Genomic DNA, 12049 nt, shown 5'->3' with positions numbered 1-12049 from the left:
ATAATTGGAATGCGGGGGAGTCTTATGTCAGTTAAATCCGATAGTCGACACTTATATTTACGGGTGATCGATCATATTAAAGAGAAAATCAAAAGCGGGGCATATAAAGAAAAACAAAAATTGCCTTCAGAGTTTGATTTAGCAAAAGAACTTGGCGTAAGTAGAGCGACTTTACGGGAAGCATTGCGTATTTTAGAAGAGGAAAATGTTGTTATTCGCAGACATGGCGTTGGTACTTTTGTGAATGCAAAACCGCTGTTTTCTTCTGGAATTGAACAACTTTCTAGTATTACAGATATGATTTCTAGTGTGGGGAAAACACCGGGAACAATCTTTTTATCATCATCTACTACGAGTCTAACAGAAGAGGAAAAAGAAAAGTTTAATAGTGATGAAGGCTTTGAGGCTGTGATGATTGAGCGTGTTCGTACAGCAGATGGGGAACCTGTTGTCTATTGCATTGACAAGTTGGCAAAAGAAGTATTACCAGATTTGTCTGATTATAATGAGGAATCGCTACTTACTGTTATTCATAATAACACGCATAAACGCATTACATACGCGGTTGCTCATATTGAACCAATTGGTTATCATCCGAAAATATCACCAATTTTACAATGCGAACCAGAAACAGCGCTGCTGATTCTAAAGCAAATGCACTATGATCAAAATGATGAGCCGATCTTATATTCTATTAATTATTTTAGAGCAGATAAATTTAGCTTCCACGTATTACGAAAACGTATGTAATTCGTTCCTTTTTAGGGAGGTGACAGCAAGAAGAAGGGGACACTAGCATATTAATAGATACATATATCATTTAGGAGGGGTTTCTAGTATGAAGAAAAAAACAGGTCTTTTATTATCATTAACGTTAGCGGCGAGTACAGTGTTAGGTGCATGTGGTAACTCGGATAAAGCAAGTGGAGATAAAAAAGATGGAAAGAGCATTAAAGTAGGTATGGTTACAGACGTTGGGGGCGTTGATGATAAATCATTTAACCAATCTTCTTGGGAAGGTTTACAAAAATTCGGTAAAGATAATGGGCTAAAAGAGAAGACGAACTATCGTTACCTTCAGTCTGAAAAAGAAGCAGATTATATTCCGAACTTAAAGAAATTTGCAAAAGATAAATATGATTTATCTTTTGGTATTGGTTATAAATTAGAAAAAGCAATTGAAGAAGTTGCGAAAGAAAATCCAAAGCAACAGTTTGCGATTGTAGATACTGTAGTAAAACAACCGAACGTAACAAGTATTACATTTAAGGATCATGAAGGATCATTCCTTGTAGGTGCAGTAGCAGCGATGTCAACAAAAACAAATAAAGTTGGGTTTGTTGGTGGAATGAAGAGTGATTTAATTAGTAAGTTTGAGAATGGATTTAAAGCTGGTGCTAAAGCTGTTAACCCAAATATTGAGATTGTATCTGAATATGCAGAAGCATTTGATAAACCTGAAAAAGGTGCTGCACTTGCATCAGCAATGTACGGACAAGGAGTAGACGTAATTTATCATGCTGCTGGTGGTACTGGTAACGGCGTGTTTACTGAAGCGAAAAACCGTAAGAAGAAAGGTGAAAATGTTTGGGTAATCGGTGTTGACCGTGACCAAAATCAAGAAGGTATGCCTGAAAACGTAACGCTAACTTCTATGGTAAAACGCGTTGATGTTGCGGTTGAAAAAGTAGCACAAGAAGCAAAAGATGGTAAGTTAAAAGGCGGAAAAGTAGAAGCGTTTGGTTTGAAAGATGAAGGTGTTGGCATTGCGAAAACAACTGATAATGTGAAAAAAGTAAATCCAGAAATTTTACCAAAAGTAGAAGAGTTTGAAAAGAAAATTACTGCTGGTGAAATTAAAGTACCTGCTACTGATAAAGAGTACAAAGAATACGAAACTGCTCTTAAGAAATAATAGAGAAATAGCAAAGGTTAGTTCTTAGAACTAACCTTTGTATATATAAAATTACTTTTAATAGAGTGTAATTGGGGACTGTTCCCTGCTAAAAGGAGGAACAAAATGGAATACGTAATTGAGATGAATAATATTACAAAAGTATTCCCAGGCATTGTAGCGAACGATAATATTACGCTGCAAGTAAAACAGGGAGAAATACATGCTTTACTCGGAGAAAATGGTGCAGGGAAGTCAACGTTAATGAACGTTCTTTTTGGATTATATCAGCCAGAACAAGGAGAAATTAAAATTAAAGGGAATCCTGTAAAGATTACAAACCCTAATATTGCAAATGACTTCGGGATTGGTATGGTTCATCAACATTTTATGCTTGTTCATAATTTTACAGTTACAGAGAATATTATTCTTGGAAATGAACCGAAGAGAAAAGGGAAAATTGCTATTGATGAAGCTGCAAAAGAGATTCAACAATTATCAGAACAATATGGTTTAGCTGTAGATCCGTATGCGAAAATTGAAGATATTTCAGTTGGTATGCAGCAACGTGTTGAAATTTTAAAAACGCTGTATCGCGGAGCAGAGATTTTAATATTTGATGAACCGACGGCAGTATTAACTCCTCAAGAAATTCATGAGCTTATTCAAATTATGAAAAAGCTTGTGCGAGAAGGGAAATCTATCATTCTTATTACACATAAGTTAAAAGAAATTATGGAAGTTTGTGATCGTTGTACGATTATTCGTAAAGGAAAAGGAATCGGAACGGTTGACGTTGCAAATACAGATGAACATAAACTTGCAGAATTAATGGTCGGACGTCAAGTGAATTTTAAAACAGAAAAAATAGATGCCAGACCTAAGGAAGATGTACTTTCTATTGCAAATCTTGTTGTTCATGATGTGCGCCAATTGCCTGCTGTAAAAGGCCTTGACTTAACTGTTCGTGCAGGAGAAATCGTCGGTATTGCAGGGATTGATGGGAATGGACAAAGTGAATTAATAGAGGCAATTACTGGTTTACGAAAAGTTGAGTCAGGTTCTATTGCAATTAATGGAAAAGAAATCACAAACTGGCCTGTTAGACGAATTACGGAAGAAGGAGTCGGTCATATTCCAGAAGACCGTCATAAACATGGACTCGTTCTTGATTTTTCCGTTAGAGATAATATTGTTTTACAAACATATTATAAGAATCCATTTTCAAATAAAGGAATTTTAAATTTTAGTAAAATAACGAAAAAGGCAAAAGAGCTGATTGAGCAGTTTGATGTACGTACACCTAGCGAGCAAACAGTAGCTCGTGCATTATCTGGCGGGAACCAGCAAAAGGCAATTATTGCACGTGAAGTAGATCGTGATCCAGATTTATTAATCGCAGCGCAGCCGACACGTGGTTTAGATGTAGGTGCGATTGAATTTATTCATAAGAAATTAATTGAACAGAGAGATAAAGGAAAAGCGGTGCTTCTTCTTTCTTTAGAACTCGATGAAATTTTAAATGTGAGTGACCGCGTTGCTGTTATTTATGAAGGGAAAATTGTCGCGATTGTTAATGCAAAAGAAACAAATGAAAAACAATTAGGTCTTTTAATGGCTGGTGGAACAGGGGAAGCGAAGGTGAGTACAAATGGCTAAAAAGTTTTTAACGGAGCGAACGATTAATATTTTAGTTCCTGTATTATCCGTTATATTTGGGTTGCTTGTTGGTGCCATTGTTATGTTAGTTAGTGGGTATGATCCAATTGTTGGATATAGTGCACTTTGGACTGGTATGTTCGGAAGTCCCAGTGCAATTGGAGAGACGCTTCGTACAATGATTCCGCTTATTCTTGCGGGGTTATCGGTAGCTTTTGCGTTTCGTACAGGTTTATTTAATATCGGGGTAGAAGGACAATTGTTAGTTGGTTGGCTTGCTGCTGTTTGGTTTGGTTATGCAGTATCATTACCTGCCTTTCTTCATATTCCATTGTCTATTTTAGTGGCAGCTATAGTTGGTGGACTATGGGGATTTATTCCGGGATATTTGAAAGGGAAATTTAAGGTTAATGAAGTTATTGTAACGATTATGATGAACTACATTGCATTATATGTTACATATGACATCATTAAACGCTTTTTACATGAAGGCAATGACAAAACATATGATATTCAGCCGAGTGCGTCATTAGCTTCAGATTGGCTAGCTTCTTTAACAGATGGCTCTCGTCTTCACTGGGGAATTGTTGTCGCAATTCTTGTTACGATTCTTATGTGGTTCTTATTAGATAGAACAACTTTAGGTTATGAATTGAAATCAGTTGGGTTTAACCAACAAGCGTCTCAATATGCTGGTATGAAAGTGTCTCGTAATGTTGTGTTATCTATGACAATTGCGGGTGCATTTGCTGGTATTGGTGGCGCGATGGAAGGGCTTGGAACATTCCAAAGTATGACAGCGATGGCTACATTTACCGGAATTGGATTTGACGGGATTGCGGTAGCGCTTCTTGGAGGGAATAATCCATTTGGTATTATACTTGCTGCGTTATTATTTGGAGGTTTAAAAAGTGCAGCGCCGCAAATGAACTTTGAGGCAGATGTACCATCTGAGTTAATTAATGTAATTATTGCATGTATTATTTTCTTTGTTGCTTGTAGTTATATTTTACGCTGGACACTTACGCGCATAAGCAAGGAGGGGAAATAAATGAGCTTTCTAGATGTTTTAGCCATTCTTGTGACGGGTACGTTATACACGGCAGCACCTCTAATCTTTACAGCGTTAGGTGGCGTATTTAGTGAGCGTTCTGGTGTTGTAAATATCGCATTGGAAGGATTAATGTTATTTGGTGCATTTGTTGGTGTTGTTACCACGCTATTAATGGGGGATACTTGGGGGGCTATGACTCCTTGGATTGCACTTATATTTGCAGCAATTGGTAGCGGATTATTTGCACTTCTTCATGCAGTTGCATCGATTACATTCCGTGCGGATCAAGTTGTTAGTGGAGTAGCAATTAACTTTTTATCTCTTGGTTTAACTGTTTTTGCGATTAAGAAAATCTTTGGTAAAGGACAAACTGATTTTATTCACTACCGTATTGAGAAAATTGATGTTCCAGGACTGTCGGATATTCCGGTTATTGGAAAAGTATTTTTCTCAAATGTACCATTAACATCGTATATTGCCATTATTTTAGCATTTGTTGTTTGGTATATTATTTATAAAACACCGTTTGGTCTTCGTCTTCGTGCGGTTGGTGAACATCCGATGGCTGCGGATACAATGGGGATTAATGTATATAAAATGCGTTATATTGCTGTTTGTATTTCAGGGATGTTTGCTGGAGTAGGCGGTGCAACCTTTGCACTGTCAATCTCAAACAACTTCTCAGGTGCAACGATTACGGGACAAGGTTTCTTAGCGTTAGCTGCTATGATCTTTGGGAAATGGAACCCAATTGGTGCACTAGGAGCTGCTTTATTCTTTGGATTTGCACAATCACTAGGGGTAACTGGTGGTACAATCCCTGTATTAAAAGAAATTCCGAGTGTTTTCTTAGCGATATTACCATATGTGTTCACAATTTTAGCGCTTGTTGGTTTTGTAGGACGTTCAGAAGCTCCAAAGGCACTTGGAACACCGTATGAAAAAGGAAAAAGATAAGCGTTTTACAAGTATGGAAAAAGCTCGCACATTAGTGCGGGCTTTTTTACATAGAATATGTTTAATACAGAAAATTACTTTCTCTTTTTAATTAGTAAACTGTTTGAGGGAAAAGTATGTAAGGGAGAAAAGTTGATTTTTCGTTTCTAAAAACTGTATATTGAAGAGGAATATTCCTACATACGTAAAGGAGGGCTATAAAATGAAACTGATGGAACAGCAAATGCATGAACTAGGTGGTTTACGTGTACATATGATTCCGACAGATAAATATAAAACAAATACATTTGTATTTCGCCTTAAAGCACCTTTAAATGAAGAAACGGTGACAGAGCGTGCTTTATTACCATATGTATTGCAAAGTGCAACAGAAAAACTGCCATCTGTAATTCGTCTTCGCCAATATTTAGAGGAGTTGTACGGTTCTTCTCTGGCGGTAGATGTAAGTAAAAAAGGGGAAGATCATATCATCTCTATTTATGTGGATATTGCCAACGAAACATATTTACAAGATGCACCGCCGTTGTTTGAAAAAGCACTGTCTATACTGTCTGATATTGTATTACACCCAGCAACTGAAGGGAGCGGTTTTTTATCATCAATTGTAGAAAGTGAAAAAAGAGCGCTCGTGCAACGAATTGAAGCTACATATGATGATAAAATGCGCTATGCGAATGAACGATTAATAGAAGAAATGTGTAAAGTAGAACCATATCGTTTAAGTGCAAATGGTCAAAAAGAGCGCGTTGCCTCCATTACAAATGAAACTTTATACCGCTATTATCAAAAGGTGTTAGCGGAAGATGAAATGGATCTATATATCATTGGTGACATAGATGAAGATGCGGTTGACTTAGTAGGTAAATACTTTTCAATCGCGCCTCGTACAGCAAAAGACAAAAATGTCATTCTTCATAAGCGAAATAATGAAGAACAAGAAATTGTTGAAAAACAAGAATTAAAGCAAAGTAAATTAAATATCGGATATCGCACATATATTACGTACCGTGATGAGGATTATTTTGCGCTACAGCTGTTTAACGGGTTATTTGGTGGATTCTCACATTCGAAATTATTTGTGAATGTACGTGAAAAAAACAGTTTAGCCTATTATGCAGCGTCGCGTTTTGAAAGTCATAAAGGTCTTCTCTTTGTTATGTCGGGAATTGAAGCGAAAAATTATGAAAAAGCAGTCGAGATTATTAAAGAGCAAATGAAAGCAATGCAAAACGGTGACTTTTCTGAAGAAGAAATTCATCAAACAAAGAGTGTAATTCAAAACCAAATTTTAGAGGCAATTGATACACCGCGTGGTTTCGTAGAAATGCTTTATCATGGCGTCATTGCAGAACGTACCCGTCCAGTAGAGGAATGGTTAACTGGAATTGAACGTGTTACAAAAGAGAAAATTGTAAAGGTTGCCAATAATATTGAGCTAGATACGATTTACTTTTTACACGGAACGGAGGGAGAATAGATGGAGAAAATTTCTTATGAACAATTAAAAGAAACACTTTATTATGAAAAGCTTCCAAATGGGTTAGATGTATATATATTGCCGAAGCAAGGATTTAATAAAACTTTTGCGACGTTTACAACAAAATATGGTTCCATTGATAACACGTTTGTTCCACTTGGAAAAGAAGAAATGGTTCGAGTGCCAGATGGGATTGCTCATTTTCTTGAGCACAAATTGTTTGAAAAAGAAGATCATGATGCGTTTCAGTTGTTTAGTAAACAAGGTGCTTCTGCGAATGCGTTTACATCATTTACGAGAACAGCGTACTTGTTTTCATGTACATCAAATGTAGAACAAAATTTAAATACATTATTAAATTTTGTTCAGGAACCTTATTTCTCTGAAAAAACAGTTGAAAAGGAAAAGGGAATTATTGGTCAAGAGATTCAAATGTATCAAGATAACCCGGATTGGCGTTTGTATTTTGGCTTAATCGATAGTTTATTTGTCAAACACCCAATTAAAATCGATATTGCAGGAACAATTGAGTCCATTAGTAAAATTACAAAAGACTTATTGTATGAGTGCTACGAGACATTTTATCATCCTAGCAATATGTTGTTATTTGTTGTAGGAGCAATTGACCCAGAAAAAACAATGAACTTAGTACGTGAAAATCAGGCGAAAAAAGATTATAAAAATCAACCAGAAATCGTACGTTCGTTTGAAGATGAACCAGAATCAGTAAATGAAAAGAAAAAAATTATTTCTATGCCTGTTCAAACACCGAAATGTTTAATAGGCATAAAGGCGACTGGGCTTAAAGAAAAAGGGCAAGAGCTTTTAAAACAAGAGATCGCGCTTACATTACTTTTAGATTATTTATTTGGGAAAGGATCAGTTCATTATGAGTCTTTATATAATGAAGGACTTATTGATGACTCATTCTCTTATGATTATACAGAAGAAGGTAACTTTGGTTTTGCGATGGTTGGTGGTGATACGAAGCAACCTGATGAGCTAGCTGAACGTTTAAAAGGTGTTTTACTACAGACTAATTATAATGAATTAGATGAGAATGCGTTAGAGCGTGTAAAGAAAAAGAAAATTGGCGGCTTTTTACGATCGCTTAACTCACCTGAATATATTGCAAATCAATTCACAAGGTATGCGTTTAATGAATCTAGTTTGTTTGATGCTCTGTCCGTTTTAGAGGGATTAACTGTTCAAGATTTACAAGAAGCAGCCAAAGTATTTTTATCTGAAGAAAGAATGAGTATTTGCCAAGTCTTGCCGAAGAAATAAAATGAAACATGAATAAGTGGGGCTTAAGCCTTACGATTTAGAACTTTACGGACAGTTTATCCCCCACCTAACCTTTTGGCTATTGCTGAATTGTAAGGTGGGGGTATTATTTGTTTGTGAATACATGATAAGATTAGTGTTTTGAAAGAGTTTCTCTGTAGAGGAAAGATAAGAGAGGATACATATGACAAAGTTTGCATTAGTGACTGGAGGAAGCGGAGGAATTGGCTCTGCAATTTCGAAACAATTAGTTGAAGATGGTTATACGGTGTATGTCCATTACAACAAAAGTGAAGAGAAAATAAAAAAATTAGAACAGCAACTTGGTGCAATTATTCCAGTTCAAGCGAATTTAGCAGCGGTAGATGGCGTGCAAAAGCTCTGGGCGCAAATTCATTATCCGATTGATGTTATTGTGTATGCAGCTGGAAAAAGTATATTTGGTTTGGCGACAGATGTGACAAATGAGCAATTGAATGAGATGGTGGAATTGCAGGTGAAGAGTGTTTATAACCTTCTTTCACTTGCGCTTCCATCGATGATCCGCCTGCGAAGTGGAAATATCGTTGTTATTTCATCTATATGGGGACAAGTAGGAGCGTCTTGTGAGGTGCTGTATTCTATGGTAAAAGGTGCACAAAACTCTTATGTAAAGGCGCTCGCAAAAGAGGTTGCGCTAAGTGGTATACGTGTAAATGCAGTGGCACCAGGAGCCATAGAGACGGAAATGTTAAGTGTGTTTTCAGAAGAGGACAAGAAAGAGATCGCAGAAGAGATTCCAGCTGGAAGGATTGGATTTCCAGAGGAAGTCGCCAAAACTGTTTCTTTCCTTGTATCACCAGGGGCTTCCTATATAACAGGGCAAATTATTGGAGTAAACGGTGGCTGGCATTGTTAAAATAAAAATATGTACATAAAAAGTGAGAAATTGTACAAATTAAGTATGATTCTATTACTTAATAGTGAGGTGCTTAAACATGTCAGTATTAGAGAATTTTGACCAGTGGAAAAGCTTTTTAGGAGAACGTTTAGAACAGGCGCAAGGAAAAGGGCTTGATGGTGGTGCAGTTTCAGATATGGCATTCCGTGTAGGCGATTATTTGGCAAATGAAGTAGAGGCGCGAAATGATCAAGAAAAATTATTAGCTGAGCTTTGGAAAGTGGCTGATGAACAAGAACAACACATGATTGCTAACTTAATGGTAAAGTTTGTACAACATAAGTAAAAAAGAGAGGAGAAAATCCTCTCTTTTTTTTAGGTATTGAAAATACCGTGATTCATTATACATTTATCTTCCCTATTAACGTAAAATCATATAATATAGTACGTAGGTGTAAAGTAAGCAGGGGGAGTGACATTTGATGATTGAATGGTATTTTGAATATGAAATACATAAAAACCGACCTGGCTTGCTTGGTGACGTTTCTTCGTTAATCGGTATGCTTGGTATTAATATTGTCACAATTAATGGTGTAGACAACGCTCGGCGCGGGCTGTTGCTTATGTGTGATAGCCAAGAGCAAATCTCTAGACTTGAATCAATTTTGAATACGATGGATAATATAACGGTAACGAAATATCGTCCACCAAAGCTCAGAGATAGGTTGGCAGTTAGGCACGGTAGGTACATACAGCGAGACGCAGATGATAAGAAAACATTTCGTTTTGTTCGTGATGAATTGGGTTTACTCGTTGATTTTATGGCGGAACTAATGAAAAAAGAAGGACATAAACTCATCGGAATAAGAGGAATGCCTCGCGTTGGAAAAACGGAATCTATCGTTGCCGCAAGTGTTTGTGCAAATAAGCGTTGGCTATTTGTTTCGTCTACTCTTATTAAACAAACTGTACGCAGTCAACTGATTGAAGATGAGTATAGTGACGATAATATTTTTATATTAGATGGCATTGTTTCAACAAAGCGTGCGAATGAAAGGCATTGGCAACTCGTTCGTGAAATTATGAGGTTACCCGCAACTAAAGTTGTCGAACATCCAGATGTATTTGTGAGTCAATCAGAATATACACTTGATGATTTTGATTATATTATTGAATTGCGTAACGATTATGATGAAGAAATTCAATATAATTTAGTAGATGAAATTGAGCAAGGAGCGCAAAATAATTTCTCTATGTTTGACTTTTAAAGAAATATTGAGGTGTTAGTAGTGACGGAATTAGGACAAAAGCTGAAGGAAGCAAGAGAAGCGAAAGGCTTATCTATTGATCAGCTACATGAGGTAACGAAAATTCAAAAACGGTATTTAGTAACAATTGAAGAGGGCGATTATAGTATATTGCCTGGTGCATTTTATGCACGTGCATTTATTAAACAATATGCGGACGCGGTTGGTCTGAACGGAGAAGAGTTGATTGTAGAGTATCAAAGCGTAGTACCACAATCTGAATCTCATGATGTACCGCAAATATCAAAAGGTCAAAAAACACAAGAAACTATGCAAAAAGCAGCATCGCTTCCAATAGCAGATCATATGTCTAAAATATTGATTGCATTATTGGTAATTGCAGTAGGCGTAGCTGTGTGGTTTGTTTTCCAATGGCTAATTGGAAAAGATGAAGGACAAGTAAAACAAACGAAAAGTGAACAAATAGAAGTACAGAAGGCGAAAAATTCTCCGCTTGATGAAAAGAAAGAAGAAGTAAAAGCAGAAGAACCTAAAAAAGAAGAGCCAAAGAAAGAAGAACCACCAGCACAACAGCCGCCTGCTGGACAAGAAGAAGTGAAGCTTGTTGGAACAAGTGGTAAGGTATCTACTTTGGAAATTCATAATAATAAAGCACTGCAGTTAGAAATTACAGCGAAGGGTGCAAGTTATGTAGACATTAAAAATGAAGGTGGAAATGTCGTTTTTAATGGTACACTTCAAGAAGGTCAAACAGAAAAACATGATTTAACAACAGCAAAAGAAGTACTTCTCAACATTGGAAGTGCACCGAATGTTGAAATTAAACTGAATGGCCAAGTTGTTGCTTTCCCACTAGATCCAGAAAAGGAATATCACCAAAGATTAGTGATTAAAAATCTAGGGGTAGGACAACCTGCACAATAACAGTCATCGCTTCGATGACTTTTTTCCAATGAACAAATGTTTTTGACATGATGGAGGAATAGCTGTGAATTTACCAAATAAAATTACAATATCTCGAATCTGCTTAATTCCAATTTTTTTAGTAATTATGTTAGCTCCTTTTAACTGGGGAACATATACAGTTGGAAATGTAGATTTACCAATTCAACATTTAGTAGGAGCGATAGTTTTCATTGTTGCTTCAGCTACAGATTGGATTGATGGACATTATGCAAGAAAGTATAATCTCGTGACGAATCTAGGTAAGTTTCTTGATCCATTAGCTGATAAGTTACTTGTTTCAGCAGCGCTTATTACATTAGTAGAAATGCAATATGTTCCATCTTGGATTGTTATTGTAATCATTAGCCGTGAGTTTGCTGTAACAGGATTACGTCTTATATTGGCTGGAACTGGTGAGGTTGTTGCGGCGAATATGTTAGGGAAAATTAAAACATGGACACAAATTATTGCGATTTCAGCATATTTATTACATGATGTACCGTTAAATTTAATCCATATTCCGGTTGCGGATATTTTCATATGGATTGCACTTATCTTTACGGTTATTTCTGGCTGGGACTATTTCTGGAAAAATAGAGCTGCTTTTGTAAATTCAAAATAACAGCTT

General features: G+C 36.5%; 12 protein-coding genes. All 12 read left to right on the top strand.

What is annotated here, in order from left to right; genetic code table 11:
* Window positions 1-24 precede the first annotated feature (24 nt).
* The 12 genes from C564_RS0105550 to pgsA all read left to right on the top strand — a co-directional run bounded on the left by C564_RS0105550 (window position 25) and on the right by pgsA (window position 12043).
* Window positions 25-750, top strand: a complete 726-nt coding sequence (locus C564_RS0105550) for a GntR family transcriptional regulator (protein ID WP_000114183.1) — start codon at window positions 25-27, stop codon at window positions 748-750.
* A gap of 88 nt (window positions 751-838) precedes the next feature.
* Window positions 839-1915 carry a BMP family lipoprotein gene (locus C564_RS0105545; RefSeq protein WP_018764691.1) on the top strand — a complete coding sequence of 359 codons (1077 nt, stop codon included), beginning with the start codon at window positions 839-841 and terminating at the stop codon, window positions 1913-1915.
* A 105-nt stretch (window positions 1916-2020) separates the two neighbouring features.
* Window positions 2021-3553, top strand: a complete 1533-nt coding sequence (locus tag C564_RS0105540) for an ABC transporter ATP-binding protein (RefSeq protein ID WP_003199388.1) — start codon at window positions 2021-2023, stop codon at window positions 3551-3553.
* Entirely contained in the window at window positions 3546-4604 is a 1059-nt protein-coding gene (locus tag C564_RS0105535) for an ABC transporter permease (protein WP_018764690.1), read from the top strand. The genes C564_RS0105540 and C564_RS0105535 overlap by 8 nt, the downstream gene beginning before the upstream one ends.
* Window positions 4605-5564: an ABC transporter permease gene (locus tag C564_RS0105530; protein WP_018764689.1), complete on the top strand. Its 960-nt coding sequence runs from the start codon at window positions 4605-4607 to the stop codon at window positions 5562-5564. It begins immediately after the preceding gene.
* 202 nt (window positions 5565-5766) lie between these two features.
* Window positions 5767-7041: an EF-P 5-aminopentanol modification-associated protein YfmF gene (gene yfmF, locus C564_RS0105525; protein ID WP_018764688.1), complete on the top strand. Its 1275-nt coding sequence runs from the start codon at window positions 5767-5769 to the stop codon at window positions 7039-7041.
* Window positions 7042-8328, top strand: coding sequence for an EF-P 5-aminopentanol modification-associated protein YfmH (gene yfmH / locus C564_RS0105520; protein ID WP_003209671.1), 1287 nt, complete (start codon window positions 7042-7044; stop codon window positions 8326-8328).
* A gap of 184 nt (window positions 8329-8512) precedes the next feature.
* Window positions 8513-9226 carry an elongation factor P 5-aminopentanone reductase gene (gene ymfI, locus C564_RS0105515; RefSeq protein WP_006095666.1) on the top strand — a complete coding sequence of 238 codons (714 nt, stop codon included), beginning with the start codon at window positions 8513-8515 and terminating at the stop codon, window positions 9224-9226.
* Window positions 9227-9305: 79 nt separating this feature from the next.
* Complete coding sequence (locus C564_RS0105510) at window positions 9306-9554, top strand: DUF3243 domain-containing protein (protein WP_003199403.1); 249 nt, start codon at window positions 9306-9308, stop codon at window positions 9552-9554.
* Between the two features lie 136 nt (window positions 9555-9690).
* Window positions 9691-10476 carry a DUF3388 domain-containing protein gene (locus tag C564_RS0105505; protein ID WP_016115921.1) on the top strand — a complete coding sequence of 262 codons (786 nt, stop codon included), beginning with the start codon at window positions 9691-9693 and terminating at the stop codon, window positions 10474-10476.
* A 12-nt stretch (window positions 10477-10488) separates the two neighbouring features.
* Window positions 10489-11400, top strand: a complete 912-nt coding sequence (locus C564_RS0105500; RefSeq protein ID WP_081621448.1) for a helix-turn-helix domain-containing protein — start codon at window positions 10489-10491, stop codon at window positions 11398-11400.
* Between the two features lie 64 nt (window positions 11401-11464).
* A complete protein-coding gene (gene pgsA / locus C564_RS0105495; protein WP_018764686.1) occupies window positions 11465-12043 on the top strand; it encodes a CDP-diacylglycerol--glycerol-3-phosphate 3-phosphatidyltransferase in 579 nt (192 codons plus the stop codon).
* The last annotated feature ends 6 nt before the right edge of the window (window positions 12044-12049 follow it).

This window comes from Bacillus sp. 105MF (genome assembly GCF_000374885.1).
In the GTDB taxonomy this organism is placed as follows: domain Bacteria; phylum Bacillota; class Bacilli; order Bacillales; family Bacillaceae_G; genus Bacillus_A; species Bacillus_A pseudomycoides.
This window is presented reverse-complemented; position numbering and strand designations above follow the sequence as displayed.